General features: G+C 68.2%; 17 protein-coding genes and 1 pseudogene. 13 read left to right on the top strand and 5 right to left on the bottom strand.

The features are described from left to right. The first annotated feature begins 131 nt into the window (after positions 1-131). From G6N64_RS24065 to G6N64_RS24045, 5 genes are all read left to right on the top strand, one after another. Positions 132-1,835, top strand: a complete 1,704-nt coding sequence (locus G6N64_RS24065) for a circularly permuted type 2 ATP-grasp protein (RefSeq protein ID WP_246230784.1) — start codon at positions 132-134, stop codon at positions 1,833-1,835. Beyond that, positions 1,835-2,812, top strand: a complete 978-nt coding sequence (locus G6N64_RS24060; protein ID WP_163800345.1) for an alpha-E domain-containing protein — start codon at positions 1,835-1,837, stop codon at positions 2,810-2,812. The genes G6N64_RS24065 and G6N64_RS24060 overlap by 1 nt, the downstream gene beginning before the upstream one ends. A 31-nt stretch (positions 2,813-2,843) precedes the next feature. Next, positions 2,844-3,683, top strand: coding sequence for a transglutaminase family protein (locus tag G6N64_RS24055; RefSeq protein WP_163800344.1), 840 nt, complete (start codon positions 2,844-2,846; stop codon positions 3,681-3,683). A gap of 72 nt (positions 3,684-3,755) precedes the next feature. Beyond that, positions 3,756-4,184 (top strand): CBS domain-containing protein, encoded by a 429-nt coding sequence (locus G6N64_RS24050; RefSeq protein ID WP_163800343.1) that lies wholly within the window; start codon positions 3,756-3,758, stop codon positions 4,182-4,184. Positions 4,185-4,206: 22 nt separating this feature from the next. Then, positions 4,207-4,815 (top strand): GNAT family N-acetyltransferase, encoded by a 609-nt coding sequence (locus tag G6N64_RS24045; protein WP_163800342.1) that lies wholly within the window; start codon positions 4,207-4,209, stop codon positions 4,813-4,815. Between the two features lie 20 nt (positions 4,816-4,835). Here the strand turns inward: G6N64_RS24045 and G6N64_RS24040 are convergent, their stop codons facing one another. Then, on the bottom strand, positions 4,836-5,447 hold the full coding sequence (locus tag G6N64_RS24040; protein WP_246230783.1) for a type II toxin-antitoxin system PemK/MazF family toxin: 612 nt from the start codon (positions 5,445-5,447) through the stop codon (positions 4,836-4,838). Between the two features lie 20 nt (positions 5,448-5,467). On the opposite strand from G6N64_RS24040, the gene lepA reads away from it, so the two are divergent. The 4 genes from lepA to G6N64_RS24020 all read left to right on the top strand — a co-directional run bounded on the left by lepA (position 5,468) and on the right by G6N64_RS24020 (position 9,145). Next, positions 5,468-7,390, top strand: a complete 1,923-nt coding sequence (gene lepA, locus G6N64_RS24035; RefSeq protein ID WP_409370816.1) for a translation elongation factor 4 — start codon at positions 5,468-5,470, stop codon at positions 7,388-7,390. Next, a complete protein-coding gene (locus G6N64_RS24030; protein ID WP_163800339.1) occupies positions 7,371-8,099 on the top strand; it encodes a sensor domain-containing protein in 729 nt (242 codons plus the stop codon). Before lepA ends, G6N64_RS24030 begins: the two co-directional genes overlap by 20 nt. 37 nt (positions 8,100-8,136) lie before the next feature. Further along, on the top strand, positions 8,137-8,841 hold the full coding sequence (locus G6N64_RS24025) for a sensor domain-containing protein (RefSeq protein ID WP_246230782.1): 705 nt from the start codon (positions 8,137-8,139) through the stop codon (positions 8,839-8,841). 160 nt (positions 8,842-9,001) lie between these two features. After that, positions 9,002-9,145, top strand: a complete 144-nt coding sequence (locus G6N64_RS24020; RefSeq protein WP_163800338.1) for a hypothetical protein — start codon at positions 9,002-9,004, stop codon at positions 9,143-9,145. Between the two features lie 25 nt (positions 9,146-9,170). Here the strand turns inward: G6N64_RS24020 and G6N64_RS24015 are convergent, their stop codons facing one another. Beyond that, a complete protein-coding gene (locus tag G6N64_RS24015; protein ID WP_163800337.1) occupies positions 9,171-9,668 on the bottom strand; it encodes a GAF domain-containing protein in 498 nt (165 codons plus the stop codon). A 163-nt stretch (positions 9,669-9,831) separates the two neighbouring features. Between G6N64_RS24015 and G6N64_RS24010 the strand changes: the two genes are divergently transcribed. The 4 genes from G6N64_RS24010 (at position 9,832) to G6N64_RS23995 (ending at position 15,074) form a co-directional block, all read left to right on the top strand. Next, entirely contained in the window at positions 9,832-11,142 is a 1,311-nt protein-coding gene (locus G6N64_RS24010) for an NtaA/DmoA family FMN-dependent monooxygenase (protein ID WP_163800336.1), read from the top strand. Positions 11,143-11,302: 160 nt separating this feature from the next. Further along, the gene (locus tag G6N64_RS24005; RefSeq protein ID WP_163800335.1) at positions 11,303-12,859 is read left to right on the top strand and encodes an APC family permease; all 1,557 of its coding nucleotides are present in this window, start codon (positions 11,303-11,305) and stop codon (positions 12,857-12,859) included. Then, the gene (locus G6N64_RS24000) at positions 12,856-13,842 is read left to right on the top strand and encodes a GNAT family N-acetyltransferase (RefSeq protein WP_163800334.1); all 987 of its coding nucleotides are present in this window, start codon (positions 12,856-12,858) and stop codon (positions 13,840-13,842) included. Before G6N64_RS24005 ends, G6N64_RS24000 begins: the two co-directional genes overlap by 4 nt. Next, positions 13,839-15,074: an acyl-CoA dehydrogenase family protein gene (locus tag G6N64_RS23995; RefSeq protein WP_163800333.1), complete on the top strand. Its 1,236-nt coding sequence runs from the start codon at positions 13,839-13,841 to the stop codon at positions 15,072-15,074. The genes G6N64_RS24000 and G6N64_RS23995 overlap by 4 nt, the downstream gene beginning before the upstream one ends. On the opposite strand, the gene G6N64_RS23990 is transcribed toward G6N64_RS23995, so the two are convergent. The 3 genes and pseudogenes from G6N64_RS23990 to G6N64_RS23980 all read right to left on the bottom strand — a co-directional run bounded on the left by G6N64_RS23990 (position 15,071) and on the right by G6N64_RS23980 (position 18,114). After that, positions 15,071-16,339 carry an HNH endonuclease gene (locus G6N64_RS23990; RefSeq protein ID WP_163800332.1) on the bottom strand — a complete coding sequence of 423 codons (1,269 nt, stop codon included), beginning with the start codon at positions 16,337-16,339 and terminating at the stop codon, positions 15,071-15,073. The genes G6N64_RS23995 and G6N64_RS23990 overlap by 4 nt on opposite strands. 97 nt (positions 16,340-16,436) lie before the next feature. Then, positions 16,437-17,718, bottom strand: a pseudogene (locus tag G6N64_RS23985) (integrase core domain-containing protein). Between the two features lie 126 nt (positions 17,719-17,844). Beyond that, positions 17,845-18,114, bottom strand: coding sequence for an ANTAR domain-containing protein (locus G6N64_RS23980; protein ID WP_163800331.1), 270 nt, complete (start codon positions 18,112-18,114; stop codon positions 17,845-17,847). Positions 18,115-18,186 lie beyond the last annotated feature (72 nt).

Below are 18,186 nucleotides of genomic sequence, written 5' to 3'. Positions count from 1 at the left end.
TTGGGTTCGGTCACGTAGTGGCGGCCGGCCGTCGTGTGCAGCCAGGCAGCGAGGGTTCAGACTACCAGCGGGTGGGGAAAAGACCCAAAGCGCGTGTCGCTGGCCTGCCGAAACGCAACGACTAGGGGAGCATGTCACCTGTGAGCCTTCGAACCCTTCCCACGGATGCCGGGCGGTCGACCCGGCAGAATTCGCGCTCCGTCAAGCGTTATGACGGAATTTTCGACGGCTACAACGACGTCGGCGGCTATTCGCAGGCCTTCGACGAGATGTTCGACGCGCAGGGCAACGTACGCGGGCCCTACAAGGGCATCTTCTCCGAACTCGCACCGTCGGACGCCTCCGATCTGGAGGCGAGATCCGAGGCTCTCGGCCGTGCCTTCATCGATCAGGGCATCACGTTCTCGCTGTCGGGCCAGGAGCGGCCGTTCCCGCTGGACCTGGTGCCCCGGGTCATCTCCGCCGCGGAGTGGTCCCGCCTCGAGCGGGGCATCAAGCAGCGGGTCAAGGCCCTCGAGATGTTCCTCGACGACATCTACGGCGAGCAGGAGATCCTGCGCGACGGCGTCATCCCGCGCCGGCTGATCACGTCCTGCGAGCACTTCCACCGCGAGGCCGCGGGGATCAAGCCGCCCAACGGCGTCCGCATCCACGTCGCGGGCATCGACCTCGTCCGCGACGCCCAGGGCGTGTTCCGGGTGCTCGAGGACAATCTGCGGTCGCCGTCCGGGGTGTCCTACGTGATGGAGAACCGCCGCACGATGGCCCGGGTGTTCCCGAACCTGTTCGCCACGCACCGGGTTCGGTCGGTCGGCGACTACGCCTCACACCTGCTGCGTGCGCTGCGCAACGCGGCGGCCTCCAACGAGGCCGACCCCACGGTGGTGGTGCTCACGCCGGGCGTCTACAACTCCGCGTACTTCGAGCACTCGCTGCTGGCGCGGCAGATGGGCGTCGAACTGGTCGAGGGACGTGATCTGTTCTGCCGGGACAACACCGTCTACATGCGCACCACCGAGGGCGAGCGTCAGGTCGACGTGATCTATCGCCGCATCGACGACGATTACCTCGACCCGATGCACTTCAAGCCGGACTCGGTGCTCGGTGTCGCCGGCGTCCTCAATGCGGCGCGCGCCGGCAATGTGGTGATCTCCAGCGCGGTCGGCAATGGCGTCGGTGACGACAAGCTGGTGTACTGCTACGTCCCGACGATCGTCGAGTACTACCTCGGCGAGAAGCTGGCGCTGGCCAACGTCGACACCTTCAGGTGCTGGCTCGACGACGAGCGCGAGGAAGTGCTCGACCGCATCGACGAACTCGTCATCAAGCCCGTCGAGGGCTCGGGCGGCTACGGCATCGTCTTCGGCCCCGACGCGTCGGCGAAGGAGCTGGCCACCATCTCCAAGAAGGTGCGCGCCGATCCCCGCGGCTGGATCGCGCAACCCGTCGTACAACTCTCCACCGTGCCCACGCAGATCGACGATCAACTGGCGCCGCGACACGTCGACCTGCGGCCTTTCGCCGTCAACGACGGCGACGACGTGTGGGTTCTCCCCGGCGGCCTGACCCGCGTCGCACTGCCCGAGGGTTCGCTGGTGGTCAACTCGAGTCAGGGTGGTGGCTCCAAGGACACGTGGGTGCTCGCGTCGAGAACCTCTGCGGCAGAACGCGAACTGGCGGGGGCCGAGGTGGTGCGCGCGCTGCCGAAGGCCGCCAAGCCGGGCAAGACCGAGAAGAACGGCGACTCGTCCTCGCAGCAGCAGCAGTCGCTGGCGATGGGTCCGCAGGATCAGCAGCAGCAACAGCAGCAACAGCAGCAGCAGGTGATGCACTGATGTTGGCGCGCAACGCGGAATCGCTGTACTGGATCGGACGCTACGTCGAGCGGGCCGACGACACGGCCCGCATCCTCGACGTGACGGTCCACCAGCTGCTCGAGGATTCGAGCGTCGACCCCGACCAGGCGTCGCGGACGCTGCTCAAGGTCCTCGGCATCGACCCGCCCGACACCGAACTCGACCTCTGGTCGCTGACCGACCTGGTGGCGTTCAGCCGGGACACCCACGGCGGCTGCTCGATCGTCGACTCCATCTCGGCTGCCCGCGAGAATGCCCGCGGCGCACGCGAAGTCACCTCGACCGAGATTTGGGAGTGCCTCAACACGACCTACAACGCCCTGCCGGAGCGCGAGCGCGCGGCCAAGCGGCTCGGACCGCACGAGTTCCTGTCCTACATCGAGGGACGGGCCGCGCAGTTCGCGGGCCTGGCGGACTCGACGCTGTCCCGCGACGACGGCTACCGATTCATGGTGCTGGGCCGCGCGATCGAGCGCGTCGACATGATCGTGCGACTGCTGCTGTCCCGCGTCGGGGACAGCGCGTCGTCACCCGCGTGGGTGACGGTGCTGCGCTCGGCGGGCGCCCACGACACCTATCTGCGTACGTACCGCGGCGTCCTCGACGCCGGCCGCGTCGTCGAGTTCATGATGCTCGACCGGCTCTTCCCGCGGTCGGTGATGTACTCGCTGCGGCTTGCCGAGCACAGCCTCGACGAACTGCACCACCGCAGGCTCAACCGCGTCGGCGCGACCGCGGAGGCGCAGCGTCTCCTGGGTCGCGCCCGCAGCGAGTTGGAGTTCCTGCGGCCGGGAGTCCTGCTCGAATCGCTCGAGACCCGGTTGGGCGAACTGCAGGAGACCTGCGCGGAGGTCGGAGAAGCGTTGGCGCTGGAGTACTTCCACTCCGCACCCTGGGTCGCCTGGAGCGACGCGGGTCGCGACGGCGCATCGGTGATCGAGGAAGGCGAGGTCTGATGATGAGCGCCTGCGCGAAGAGGAGTAGATGATGTGGCGTCTGCGTGTGGTGCACTCCACCGGTTATGCGTACAAGTCACCGGTGACGGCGTCGTTCAACGAGGCCCGGCTCACGCCGCGGTCCGACTCCCGGCAGAACGTCATCCTCAACCGCATCGAGACGACGCCGGCCACCCGCTCCTACCGGTACGTCGACTACTGGGGGACCGCGGTCACGACGTTCGACCTGCACGCCCCGCACACCGAACTCGAGGTGACGTCGTCGTCGGTCGTCGAGACCGAGGCGGGTGCGTTGCCCGACGAGGACGTCACGTGGGAGGACCTGCAGTCGGAGGCCGTGATCGACCGCTTCGACGAGATCCTCACGGGCACGGACTACACCCCCGAGAGCAGGCGGTTGGCGCGGGTGGGCCAGAAGATCGCCAAGGAGCACGCACCCCGCGAGGCCGTCGTCGCGGCGGCCAACTGGGTGAACGGCGAACTCGAGTACGTGCCGGGCACCACCGGGGTGCACTCGTCGGGGTTGGATGCGCTGCGTGAGGGCAAGGGCGTCTGCCAGGACTACACGCATCTGACGCTGATCTTGCTGCGCAGCATGGGAATTCCCGCGCGCTACGTGTCCGGCTACCTGCATCCCAACCGGGAGGCCGCGGTGGGGGACACGATCGAGGGCGAGAGCCACGCGTGGATCCAGGCGTGGACGGGCGGCTGGTGGAACTACGACCCGACCAACGACAAGCACATCAACGAGCAGTACGTCAGCGTGGGCGTCGGCCGTGACTACGCGGACGTGAGCCCGCTCAAGGGCATCTATTCGGGTGAGGGGTCCACCGACCTCGACGTGATCGTGGAGATCACCCGCCTGGCGTAGGTGGGCGGGGGATTCCCCCACGCCCCGATCCGTCCTACTCTGGTGTGATCCACGTCACTCGAGGAGGATCCGATGAAGATCGCCGACGTGCTGCGAAACAAGGGTGCGGGCGTGCTGACGGTGTCGCCCGACATGACGATCGCCGAACTCGTCGCCGGACTGGTCACCCGCAACGTCGGCGCCATGGTGGTGGTCGACGCCACCGGTCCGGTGGGCATCGTGAGTGAGCGCGACGTCCTGCGGAGCCTGCACTCCCACGGGGTCGACGTGCTGGACCGCCGGGTCGCCGACATCATGACGACCCAGGTCGTCACCTGCACGCCCGCCGACTCGGTGGACGTCCTGAGCGGCCTCATGACCACCAACCGCGTCCGCCACGTACCCGTCGTCGACGGTGGTGCGCTGACCGGCATCGTCAGCATCGGCGACGTCGTGAAGACGCGAATGGAGGAACTCGAGGCGCAGCAGGAGCACCTCGAGGCCTACATCACGCAGGGCTGACGAGACGTGCGATCGTGGACCGATGACCACCATCGCGGTACGGCCTGCTCGGCGCGAGGACGTCCGCGCCCTGTCGGCCACGCTCGGCAAGGCGTTCTTCGACGATCCCGTGATGGCGTGGATGCTGCCCGACCCCGAGGTCCGCCAGCGACGGCTGAACCGTCTGTTCGCGGCGCTGACGAAGTACCACCACCTGTCCCGCGGGGGAGTCGAGGTGGCGCTCGCCGGCGACCACGTCGGCGGTGCGGCGCTGTGGGATCCGCCGGGGCAGTGGCGACAGACCACCGGCGAGCAACTGCGCGCGATGCCGAGCCTGCTGCGGGCGTTCGGCGTCACGGTGCGGCGCGGAATGGCCGTCGAGGAGCGGATGTCGGCGGTGCACCCCGAGGAGCCGCACTGGTATCTCGCGGTCATCGGCAGCGATCCGCTGCTGCGTGGCAAGGGGCACGGGCACGCCCTGATGCAGTCGCGGCTCGATCGCGTCGACGCCGAGCACGCGCCCGCGTACCTCGAGTCGAGCAACCCCGACAACGTGCCCTACTACGAGCGATTCGGGTTCGAGATCACCGGTGAGATCGCCCTGCCCGACGGCGGGCCGTCACTGATCCCGATGTGGCGCAACGCGCGCTGAGTCACGCGGCTCGGCGAGAGTCACGACCAGGAGTACTCGGCGCGCAGCCGGGTGGCGACGATCTCGAAGCGCTCGCGGTCGAGCACCGCGCCCTCGCGCCGGATGCCCTCCTCGGGCACGTCGAGCACGCGGTCCAGGCGGACCCAGCTCGCCCGGCCCTCGTGGTCCCAGCTGCCGGTGCCGATGCCCACCCAGGCGTCGTCGCCGTGGTGGCGGTCCTGGCTCGACAGCATGAGGCCGAGCAGGGTGCGCGAGTCGCGGCCGACCACGAGCACGGGCCGGTCCTTGCCGCGGGTGGGATCGTCCTCGTAGACCACCCAGGTCCACACGATCTCGCCCGGGTCGGCACGTCCGTCCAGATCGGGGGAGTACTGCAGCCGGCGGGCGCGATGCGCGGTCGGGACGCTCGTCTCGGTGACCGGACGGCCCGTCGTGATGGCCTGCTGTTGCGGGGCGGCGGCACCCGAGAGCGCCGCCAGCCCGGCGTCGATGCCGAGCTTGATGCCCTGCTGCAGGCTGCGCTGCAAACCTTCGTTGCGGGGTAGCTGGCGGATGAGCTTGGGCGCCTCGTCGAACACCAGCTTCTCCGTGCCCTTGAGAAACCGCTGGAACGGTCTCCACTGTGACGCCATGGAAGCGAGCATAGGCACGATTGTGTCGACGCGGCGCTGGGTCGATAGGCTGGGGGTTGCTCACCACGCCACGTGAGTCTGCGCTCAACAGGAGAAACCCAATCAGCACTTTCGCCGACAAGACCTTCACTGCGCCGGCGCAGATTCGGAACTTCTGCATCATCGCGCACATCGACCACGGCAAGTCCACCCTGGCCGACCGGATGCTGGGCATCACCGGCGTCGTCGCGGACCGCGACATGCGGGCCCAGTACCTGGACCGGATGGACATCGAGCGCGAGCGCGGCATCACCATCAAGGCGCAGAACGTGCGGCTGCCGTGGACGGTCGACGACGAACAGTTCGTCCTGCACCTGATCGACACACCTGGCCACGTCGACTTCACCTACGAGGTGTCCCGCGCGCTGGAGGCCTGCGAGGGTGCCGTGCTGCTGGTCGACGCCGCGCAGGGCATCGAGGCGCAGACGCTCGCCAACCTCTACCTGGCGCTGGACCGCGGGCTGACCATCATCCCCGTCCTCAACAAGATCGACCTGCCCGCGGCCGACCCGGACCGCTATGCCGGTGAGATAGCCCACATCATCGGCTGTGAGCCCGAGGACGTCCTGCGGGTCTCCGGCAAGACCGGCGTCGGTGTCCGCGAACTGCTCGACGAGGTGGTCCGCCTCGTCCCCGCGCCGGTCGGCGACGAGGACGCGCCCGCGCGGGCCATGATCTTCGACTCCGTCTACGACATCTACCGCGGCGTGGTCACCTACGTCCGCGTCGTGGACGGCACGCTGAAGCCGCGCGAGAAGATCAAGATGATGTCGACCGGCACCACCCACGAGCTGCTCGAGGTGGGCATCGTGTCGCCCGAGCCGAAGGCCACCGAGGGGCTCGGCGTCGGCGAGGTCGGCTACCTCATCACCGGCGTCAAGGACGTCCGCCAGTCGAAGGTCGGCGACACCGTGACCTCGGCGCGCAACGGGGCCACCGACGCGCTCACCGGCTACCGGGAGCCCAAGCCGATGGTCTACTCGGGCCTCTACCCGGTCGACGGCTCCGACTACCCGAACCTGCGCGACGCGCTGGAGCGGCTGCAGCTCAACGATGCGGCGCTGGTGTGGGAGCCCGAGACGTCGGTGGCGCTGGGCTTCGGCTTCCGCTGCGGATTCCTCGGCCTGCTGCACATGGAGATCACCCGCGAGCGCCTCGAGCGCGAGTTCGACCTCGACCTGATCTCCACCTCGCCCAACGTCGTGTACCGGGTGGTCAAGGTCGACGGCACCGAGCTGACCGTGACGAACCCGTCGATCTGGCCCGAGGGCAAGGTCGGCGACGTGTACGAGCCGATCGTGAAGACGACGGTCATCGCGCCCAGCGAGTTCATCGGCACGATCATGGAGCTGTGCCAGCAGCGGCGCGGCGAACTGGGCGGCATGGACTACCTGTCGCCCGAGCGGGTGGAACTTCGCTACACGATGCCGCTCGGCGAGATCATCTTCGACTTCTTCGACTCGCTGAAGTCGCGGACCCGCGGCTACGCCAGCCTCGACTACGAGGAGGCCGGCGAGCAGGTGAGCGATCTGGTGAAGGTCGACATCCTGCTGCAGGGGGAGGCCGTCGACGCCTTCAGTGCGATCGTGCACAAGGACTCGGCCGCCGCGTACGGCAACAAGATGACCACCAAGCTGAAGGAACTGATCCCGCGCCAGCAGTTCGAGGTGCCGATCCAGGCCGCGATCGGCGCGAGGATCATCGCGCGCGAGAACATCCGTGCCATCCGCAAGGACGTGCTGAGCAAGTGCTACGGCGGTGACATCACCCGCAAGCGCAAGCTGCTCGAGAAGCAGAAGGAAGGCAAGAAGCGGATGAAGACCATCGGCCGGGTCGAGGTCCCGCAGGAAGCCTTCGTCGCCGCACTGTCCTCCGATGCGGCGAGTGACAAGCCGAAGAAGTAGTCGCGCGGCCCTGCTGGCCGCGTGCCTGCTGACGGGCTGTAGCAGCGTCGTCCCGGGCAGCCCGTCCGCGGCCAAGACCGCGTTCGCGGTCCTGCCGACCGAGGACCAGATAAGCACCGCCGTCGGAAACCGGTTGAGTACGTTCGACTTCGAGCCGTTCATCGGGGGAGCCGAGATACTCCCCGACGGATACCGGACCGACGCCGACGCGTCCCCGCTCGCTTGCGTCGCCGTGACCGACACCGCCCCGCGGGTGGTCTATGAGGCGCTGCCCGTCGTCGAGGCGGCCCGGCAGAGCTACTTCAACTGGAACCCGGGTGCCAAGACGACCGGTGCCGATGCGGCCGTCATCCGGCTCGCCTCGGCCGAAGACGCCCAGCGCACGTTCGACGACTTCGCCCGTCAGTGGCAGGAGTGCGACGGCACCAGCGTCGTGAAGCATCTGCGCGGCGTCACCGACGCAGAAGTGGATGCCGCGGTCAGCGACGTCCAGGTGACGGGGTCGGTGCTGGTGGCCGCCGTGGACACCGCTCAGCGGCCCCAGGCGGCCGTCACGTCGGGAGCCGTCGCCTTGGAGCGTGCGGTCGGGGTGCGGCGCGACACCATCGTCGAGGTGTCCCTCGCGCTCTCACCCGGAGCCGGGCGCAGCGCCGATCCGGGTCGCAGTGCCGCTGCGGTGGCAACGGCGATGCTCGACAAGGTCCGGTAGCTGGCGATGCTGCCCGTCGGTCCGTCACAATGACGCGGTGATCACCGTTGCGAGACCGCGGCGAGGGCGTCTCGTCCTCGCGGCGGCGGCATGCCTGCTGACGGCCGGATGCACCAGCGCGGTGTCGGGCACCGCGGTGCGAGATCCCGCGGGCGCGCCCCTGAACGTCCCGAATCTCAGCGAGTCGCAGCTCGACGACGTCATGCTGAGCATCGGCGAGCTCGAGACCGCGGTGGGCGCGGCCGAACTCGATACGATCATCGACTCCGACGAGATGTCCGACAACGTCGACTCGGTCTCCGATCCGGCCTGTCTGGGCGCCATCATGGGTGCCGAGGACGCCGTCTACGGGGGCAGCGGGTGGACGGCGGTGCGTGACCACGTGGTGGGTGACGCGGACGACGACCACTGGGTGGAGCAGACCGCGGTGCTCTATCCGGACGAGGACGGTGCCCGCGCGTTCTACGACGAGTCGACGGCCTCGTGGCAGGACTGTGCGGGCTTCTCGGTGTCCGTCGACGACACCGACTTCAGCTACATCTGGGCGATCGACGAACTCTCCGTCGGCGGAGACATGATCACACAGGTCACCTCCGAGGAGGACTACGACGACTGGCGGTGCCAGCACGCGATGTCCCACGTGTCCAACCTCGTCGTCGAGACGTGGGCGTGCTCAGTCGGCTCGACCGACGGGGCCGTCGAGATCGCCGAACGAATGTTGGCGAAGGCCGCGAAGGCCTAGGCGGGTGTTCCGATCCGCGTGACCGAAACGGGCCACGTCGTCGGGTGAGATTTAATCATGTTCCCGGACATCAACTTTCGTGGAGTGCCCGGGTTTCAACCGGGGTGTCCGCTCGCCGCGGGCCGCTGCTGACGTGGGTTCGCGTCCTAGGTTCTACGTCATGACGGTCGAACTGCATCCGGCGCGGGACGCCCATCCCCAGGTCTGGTCGGCTCTGGCTTGGTCGGCGTGGTGGCCGTGGCTCGTGTTGGCGCTCGGCGTCGTCGCCGTCGCGGTGGGCGGGTACTACTTCTCGCCCGGTTGAGCGGCCGACTCACCTGGTCAAGCGGTCAGCCGAGCGCGCTCGGGTCGTTGCCGACGATCCGCTCCACGTCGGCGCGCAGACCCTCGAGCTGGGCGCGCTCCTCGTCCGAGTAGTCCCGTGACCTGTCGTCGAGTACGCAGACCGTCCCCACCACGGCACCGTCGGTATCGTGCACCGCCAGACCCAGGTAGTTGTGCAGCCCGAATTCCTTCTCGTCCTCGTTGCCCGCGAAGGTGGCGTCCTCACGGGAATCCCGGACGAACAGCGCCTCGTCGGTGTCGACCACCCGTTCGCAGTACAGCGGCACGCGCCCCGCGTCGCTGCCGGCCTTGGTGCCCGCGGCGCCCACCGTGTAGTGGCGGGTGGCGTCACCCGCGGTGGCCGCGACCGTCATCTGATCGGGATCCGACCCCATCACCAGTACCGACTTGACGTCGAGCAGCTTCGCCACCCGTTCCAGTTCGTCGGCCACGGGGGACAGGGCGTCGGTGGTGTCGGTCCGATTCGGCTCCGGTGTGCTCACCGTCGAATTGTCGCCGGTTCGGGCCGCGGTGCCAACCCTTGCGCTCGTGCGGAGTGCAGAGCGATGACCTTCCGATCGCGCCGCGCTTTACCGGCGACGGCGTCGCGTCCCCGTCCTAGCGTCGGAATCCGCACGGTCGCAACGCTCGTCAGGAGGATCACCCGTGACACGTCAGCTGCATCTGCTGTTGTTCGGCAACACCCGCTCGGCGGGACCCTGGCGACACCCCGAGGTCGATCACAGCACCGCCGGGGTGCGACGGGAGCTGATCGAGCGGGCACGCACCGCCGAACGCGGTACCTTCGACGCGCTGTTCTTCGCCGACGGCCTGAACTACGGCCCGCCCGCAACGTGGCCGTACAAGACCACCGAGGACTTCGAGCCGCTCACCACCGCGGCGGCGCTGTCCTCGGTGACCGAGAACGTCGGGTTCGTGCTGACCGGGTCGGCCACGCTGCAGCATCCGTACCACCTCGCGCGGCAGTTCCTCTCCCTCGACCACCTCAGCGGAGGGCGCACCGGATGGAACCTGGTGACGAGTTTCGCCGCGGCGGCCGCCGACAACTTCAGTGCCCGCGGAGTCGTCGACCACGACGAGCGCTACCGTATCGCCGAGGAGGCCATCGAGGTGGTCAGCGCGCTGTGGGACGGCTGGGGCGAGGACACGATCGTCGCGGATCGGGCGACCGGTGTGTTCAACGACGTCGGCAAGATCCACGTGGCCGACCACCATGGCCGGTACTTCGACGTCACGGGTCCGATCGGCGCCGCTCGATCACCGCAGGGCAGGCCCGTCATCTTCCAGGCGGGATCGTCGGACACCGGCAGTTCGTTCGCGGCCCGGCACGCCGAGGTGATCTTCACGGGGCAGGGCAACCGCGAGCGCGCCCGGGACTTCTACCGTTCCATCCACGCCAAGGCCACGGACTTCGGCCGGCGCAGCGCTCCGCTGATCACACCGTCCCTGCGCTTCGTCGTCGGGTCCACCGAGGAGGAGGCGGCTCGCGCGGAACGGCTGGCCTACGAACACTTCAGCCCCGAATATCAGGCCGGCTGGCTGCTGGAGGTCGACGTCGACGTGACGCGTGCGGATCTGGACGGGCCGGTGCCCGAGTCTGCCTTCCCCGACTCCACCCAGACGCATCAGACCGCGTTGGCCGGGTACCGCGCGTTCGCGCGGGAGGGCAACCCCACCGTGCGAGAGTTTTTGTACCGCACCGTCAACGGCTTCGGCGCGCAGATCGTCGGGACGGCCGAGCAGGTCGCCGACGAGATCGAGGAGTGGTTCCACACCGGTGCGTCCGATGGCTTCGTGCTCGGCGACTCGGGTCTGCCGGGTCAGCTGGACGTGTTCGTCGACCAGGTCGTGCCGCTGCTGCGCAAACGCGGACTGTTCCGCCACGAGTACACCGGCTCGACCCTGCGCGAGCACCTCGGGCTCGAGGTTCCCCGCAGGTTCGAATCCCCGGCCTGACGGGGCGTCGGTGGCGTTAATAATCTCGGCGATCACATTCCTGCCGCATCGGCGCTGATCGAGGCATTGTTTCAGTCGAGGTCAAAACTACGTTAAGCCGTTGTGTGCGAGATGAATACGACGCACACGGTGATCACGCACGCGCGAAGGGTGGCAGGACATGTCGGGATCGGACCATGCGGACGGAGCGACCGTATCGCTCGGTGGCAGGACGTTGAGGGCCGCGGAGGACACGGGTTTGGAACGGGGCGCGCTGGGACCGTGGGGCGTCTTCGCTCAGGGACTGGCAGCGGCAGCGCCGAGTGTCGCGGTGGCGGTCGTTCCGTTCTCGCTGTTCGTCGCTGCGGGACGGGGCGCGGCCTGGGCCGTGCTGGTCGGTCTCGCGATCGCGGTACTCCTCGCGATCACGATCAGCTTCCAGGCGAAGCGGACGGTCTCGTCGGGATCGCTTGGCACGTATACGGGCAACGGGCTGGGTCCCGGGTTCGCGTTCGCTGCTGGCTTCAGCCTCCTGCTCGGATACATCGGCTTCGCCACCACGGGGACGCTCGGCGGTGTGCTGTACCTCGACTCGTTCCTCGAGTCGATCGGAGTTCATTCGGAATCAACCGGAACCAAGCTCCTGCTCGTCGTCGTGGTCGTCGCGGTCGCGGTCTACCTGCCCTACCGAGGCGTGTCGCTGACCGCCAAGTACGAGCTGGCGTTCGAGTTGGTCGCCATTGCCTCCATCCTCGTCATCATCGTCGGCTCGTACGTGGCCTACGGGTTCCGATTGGACTGGGAGCAATGGAATCCCGCGCACCTCGGGCAAAGCGCCACGTTCATCGCGGCCGTGACCGCGGTCGGCTCCTACGCCGGTTTCGAGAGCGTCGCCTCACTCGGCGCCGAGGCCAAGGACGCCCACCGCAACATCGCCCGGTCGCTGCTGCGTGTCGTGCTGCTGCTCGGCGTCCTCTACGTGTTCGCGACCTACCCGCAGATCCTGTTCTTCGATCAGATCGACGGCGACAAGGCCGTCCTGCCCCAGCTCGCGGACAACGTCGGGGTCGGGTGGGTGAACTACTTCGTCAGCGCGGCCGTCGCCGTCGCGTTCATCGTGTTCGTCACGGCCGTGACGACGTCGGCGGCGCGCTCGCTGTTCACCTTCGCGCACGAAGGGGCCCTGCCGAAGGTCTTCGCCCGGGTGCACGACACGCACCGCACCCCGTGGGTCGGTGTCGTGTTCGTCGGCGCGGTGGCGCTGGTGTTCTCGGTGGTCGCGACGTTCAGCTCCGCGGGTCGTCTCGTGTTCGACGTCTACGGGGGCTACGTCGCGACGTGGGGCTTCCTCGGCGCCTACCTCCTGGTGGTGATCGCGACGCCGATCTGGCTGGCACGGATCAAGGCGCTCACGCCCACGCGGCTCGCCGTATCGGCAGCCGCGACAATCGGACTCGGGTACGTCATCTTCAGCAACTTCTACCCGGTGCCGGAGTTCCCGTTCAACATCCTGCCGTTCATCTACGCCGGCATCCTGTTCGCCGGCCTGCTCTGGTACGGCTACCTGCGATGGACGAAACCCGACGTGGCGGCCCGCGTCGGGACCATCCAGACGCTCTCGGAGGAGGAACAGCGTCGCCTGGCGGACGTCGGCATTCTCGAGGTCCTCGGCCAGGAGTCCACGTCGACCGACGGCGACGCCGACTCGGCGCGCCAGAAGGACCGGGTCGCACGATGACGCTCGTCGACCACCGCGACGTCGTCACCTGGACGTCCGCGCCCGCCACTGCGCTCGACCACTCCGCAATCGCCGACTTCCTCGCCACGACACAGGGACTCGGAGGCCGGAAGTTCGCGTCCGACTCCCGGGACGTCGCCGAGCACGTCGGTGGCGCCTACCCGAGCGGTGTCACGGTGGTGCGCGACGCCGCCGGCATCATCCGCGGCTACGCACTGCTGCGCGAACCGCACGGCGACGAGGTCGGCGCCGACTTCGTCTTCGGTCCCGATGTCCCCGAACGGGTCGTCTCGAGCGTGGTCGAGGCGACCGTCGACCGGTTCCACGCCGAGACCGACGGCTCGGCGTTCCTACGCTCAACCGTCGGCACGGATCAGCAACCGGCGATCGACGCGCTGACCCGCCAGGGTGCCTGGCGCGAGGCGGAGTTCGTCCGCACCCGCAAGCCACTGGACCGGGAGGACGTCGTGGCGCTGGGTTCCGCGTCGCTGCCCGCTGTGGCGGTACTCAGTTGGGCGGAGGTCGTCGACCGTGGCCTCGGCGAGTCGGTCCGTCGCGTGCAGTTCGACACCTTCGCCGAGCACTTCGGCAACATGTCCAAGTCGCGCGAGGCCTTTCACCGTCACGTTCACAGCCGCTCGTTCACACCGGACTTCAGCCTCGCGGCGGTCGACACCGCGACGGGCGAGGTCGTGGGTTACGTGCTGGGGTCGACCTTCACGGCAGGTGCCGCCCCCGCGGCCGAGCGCAGCGCGCACACCGACTACATCGGGGTGCGCGCCGATCACCGCAAGCGCGGCATCGCCGAACTCCTGCTGCGCAAGATCTGGCTGGCGGCACTGCGGCGCGGTCTGACCGCCGCGTCGCTCGGCACCGACATCCGCAATCGGAGCAATGCGCATCTGCTGTACGAGCGACTCGGGTACGTCGCGGTGCAGAGTCAGTACGCCTATCGAATCGATCCCGTCCAGGAGAAGCCGTGAGCGACGTAGACACCTACCTTCGGGCGGCCAGCGCCACCGACGACGAGCTGTGGTCGAGGTTTCAGCCGCTGTTCGATGCCGTCGCCGTCGGCAACGTCGAGCGCGAGCGCACCCGCACCCACCCACACGAGGAGGTGCGCCTGCTCAAGGAGTCGGGGTTCGGTGTCGTGCGGATTCCCAAAGAGGACGGTGGCTTCGGCGCCTCACTCGAGCAGACGTTCGCGCTACTGGCGGGGCTGGCGGCGGCCGACTCGAACGTGGCGCACATCTTCCGCAACCACCTGGCCTTCGTGGAGGACCGCCTCAACGCCCCGCGCTCGGCCGGCAACGACACCTGGCTGAAGCGGTTCCTGTCCGGCGCCTTCGTCGGCGGCGGCTGGACCGAGGCCAACAACCTCACCCTGGCGAACATCGCGTCGACCATCACCGCGCGCGACGACCACTGGGTGGTCACCGGTGCCAAGTACTACGCGACCGGCAGCCTGTACGCGGACTGGCTGGACGTGATCGGCCGGGACGACGACGGAGCGCTTCGCACCGCGCTGGTGCGCGCGGACGACCCCGGTGTCGAACTCATCGATGACTGGCGGGGATTCGGCCAGCGGACCACCGCAAGTGGCTCGGCCCGCTACGACCGGGTGCGTGCCGACGTGGACGACGTCTTCCCGGCCGCCGACCGCTTCGTCTATCAGGCGCACTTCTATCAGAACGCGATGCTGGCGGTGCTGACGGGAATCACCCACGCGGCGCTGCGGGACGGCACCGCTCAGCTGAGGTCTCGCGTCCGCAACTACCCGCAGGGCCTGACCGACGTTCCGTCGGACGACGCGCAACTCCTCCAGGTCGTCGGTCAGGTTTCGGCAGATGCCTTCGCGGCGGACGCCGCACTGTCGCGGAGCAGTCGGACACTCGACGACATCGCGGTCGCGCGCGCGTCCGGGCGGGACGACTCGGTCGAGAAGCTGGTCGTCGCTGCGGAAGTGGCCGTCACGCAGGCGCAACTGGTGATCGTCGCAGCTGCCCTCAAGGCCACCACCGAGGTGTTCGATGCGCTGGGCGCATCCGGTGTGTCCGAGGACCACGGCCTCGACCGGCACTGGCGCAATGCCAGGACGCTCGCGTCGCACAACCCTCGTGTCTACAAGGCCCGGATCCTCGGTGACTGGTTCGTCAACGGCACGACGCCCGTGTCCAATTTGGCCGCCCTCGGCCGCGGAGGCCAGGGGAACTAGGCGGCGACGCGGAACCGGACGACGTCCATGTACCGGAGGTTGGTGGTGATGCGTCCGGGTAGTGGTGGTGCGTGTGAGTGGTGTGTGGCGCCGGTGGGTGTGGTGAGTTCGGTGCTGTGGCGGCCGATTTCGTCGGTATGGGTGGTGGTGTGCCAGCCGGGTGCTTCCTTGGTGTAGTTGCAGGCTTCGCACAACCCTTGGCCGTTGGTGGCGGTGGTGGGTCCGCCGCGGGCGGCGGGGGTGATGTGGTCGTGGTGGCGGATGGGGGCGTTGCAGTAGGGGGTGCGGCAGGTGTCGTCGCGGAACTCGATGAACTTCCCGAGTGCGGTGGGGAAGTGGCGGGCGCGGGATTCCATCGCCACCAGCGCGCCGGTGCTGGGGTGGCGGTAGAGCCGGCGTAGTGCGGCGGTGGAGCGGCGGTCGTCGATGGCGTCTTTGATGAGGTGTCGGGCGACGGCGGCGGGGACGGGTCCGTGGCCGGGGATCCGGGCGGGTTCGGTGTCGCCGCCGAGCAGGGTCTCGTCGGTGATGACGAGGTCGACGGTGACCGGGACGGGGACGTCGGCGGGGCGGCCGGTGATGCGTTCGACGAGGGTGTCGGCCATGACCTGGCCACGTCCTCGGCCGTCACCGCACACGTCGGCTTCGCGCTTTAGCGCGGCGTAGACCGACACGCCCTGGGTCAGGGGGAGCAGGGCGGTGGCCCAGACCATGCCGTCGGCGGCGGGCCGGATCCAGAATCCGCGTTCGCCGGGTGCCTTGGTCGCGCGGTCGACGACGGCGTGGGGGTCGAGTCGGTAGGCGATCTTCTTGGCCTCGGCGGCGATCCGCGTGTCACCCTTGCCCGCCAGCGCGGTGAGGTCGCCGCACATCTCGGCGTCCAGGGTGCGGCGGTCTTCGACGTCGAGGCAGGCTGATTCGCGGACGATGAGGGTGCACCGCCACTCGGAGAGCACACCCTGCTCCAACGCTGCGAGGGTGCGGGGCATCTCGTGGATGAGGGCGCGGGCGAACCCGAGGTGCCGCCCGCCCATGGTGGGGGAGTCGTGGCGGGCCAAGGCGATCTCCGAGGCGAGTCCCTTGCCGCGTTTGTGGGCGGGTACCCCTCGGTCGGCTTCGGCGGAACGCCGCATCGCGTCGAGGGCTGCGGTCATGCGGGCCTGCGCGGCGGCGGCGGTGCACTTGAACTTTTCGAGGGCTTCGATGCGCTCGATCAGGCCGGCCTCGTCCACCGTGGCGGGGTCGAAGTCCAGCATGTCGAACATGTGTTCGATTCTACATCTGACGTCCGACACGTGCCAGTGTGATGTCTTAGGACATGGGTGACAGTTCTGCATCAGGACTTCGGTGACAGTTGATGTGTCAGGACTTCGGTGACGGTCTGTCGGTTTTGGGGCGTGGGCCCCGTGGTCGACCGTTGCCGACGTATCGAATACCGGGTGCGGGTCGGGTGTGCTCGGCGAGGACTTCGCCCTGAAGGTCGGTGATGATGACCTGGTCGTCGACGGTGACGACGAGGACCTGCTCGAAGGCGCGTTGTGCGTCGACTCGGTAGGTGACCGTGTCCAGATGAATGGTCCCCGCAGTGCTGATCGTTCTGGCACGGGTGTTGGCGGGCAGGTTCGGTGGTGGCGGAGTGCGGGGCCTGCGGTAGGCGCTCGGAACGGGCGCTGGGTAGATCGGCCGGTCCGGCTGGGGACGGGCGGATCGGCGTGGGGGTGGCGTCCCACGCCGTCTGCGGGGTGATGCGACCGGGCAGGCCCTGGTGGGGGCGTTCGGTGTTGTAGAGGTGGTCGAACGCGTCGACCTGGGCTTGGAGTTCGGCCAGCGATCCGGCGAGCGGTTGCTTGTCGAGGTAGCGGAACAGGGTCTGATGGAAGCGTTCGTTCTTGCCCTGGGTGGTCGGCTCGTAGGGCTTGCCGGTGATGGTCTGCACGCCTAGGGCGCCCACATGACTGACGAGTCGGCCGAGGTGTCCGCGCCGGGACGGGTTGAGCGCGGCCCCGTTGTCGGACAACAGTCGTTGGGGTACACCACGATCGGCGACGGCCTTGTCGAACACTGCGATGGCGGCCTGGGCCGTCTCAGACCACGCCACGTGGGAGGCGACCGCGTAGCGGGAGTGGTCGTCGATGAGCTGGAAGATCACGCACGTGCGCCCGCCGCTGAGGACGTACTCGGTCGCGTCGAGTTGCCAGCACGCATTCGGTGCCGGGTAGACGAACCGTCGCCACGCCGACCGGGGCTTTTTCTTCGGCTCGAGCCGAGCCACGCCGGCCTCCCGGAAGATCCGCGCCAGCGCCGCCGTGGACGGCACCTGCGGCAGGCTCATCGCGTGCATCTTGTCGTGCACACTGATCGGCCCGTGATCCAGTCCGGAGGCCTCCAGGGCAGCACGTACCGCCACTGCCTGCGCCTTGACCTCATCACTCAACCTTGACGGACTCGACTTCGGTCGTCGTGTCCTCGGTTGCAGCACCGCGGCCTGCCCGTCGGCTATCGCGCGTTGACGTAACGCGTAGAACGACTTTCTTGAGATACCGTGCTCGGCGCAGAACGTCGAGACCGCACCCCGCGGCGCGTCATCGGGCCACTGCGAGATCGCCAGCCGGACGCGAGGATCGATGGGTTCATTGACAGCCACCCCGGCAGCCTCGGTGCAGAAGTGTCACCACCAAGACCAACCGAAACGTCACCGATGTCCTGATGCAGAACTGTCACCCATGTCCTAAGAGATGACATCCGACACGTGCCAGCGAACCCGCGTCCCTCAGACCACAGGCATCAGCGCCGCCGCTCGCGCACGACGGATCAGCTCACCCCACGCGTTGAACGCCTCGCTGTCGTCCGCTGAGGACGACCCTCCGGCGAGCGCGGACAGGCTCCGCGCCACGTTGAACAGGCCCAGGCCGGTTCGGGTGGCGACCGCGACCAATTCGTCGAAGGCGTCTCGTTCGGCACAGCCACGCAGTCCGATCAGGATTCCGACGGCGACGTCGAGATCCCGTCGTGATGCATCTGCGGCCCTGGTACGGCTCATGTGGCGTCCTTTCGTAAGACCACCCCATGGTCCAGGGTGCCCCCGACGCGGACAACACATCGGAGCAGCACG

This window comes from Mycolicibacterium sediminis (assembly GCF_010731735.1).
Lineage (GTDB): Bacteria > Actinomycetota > Actinomycetes > Mycobacteriales > Mycobacteriaceae > Mycobacterium > Mycobacterium sediminis.
This window is presented reverse-complemented; position numbering and strand designations above follow the sequence as displayed.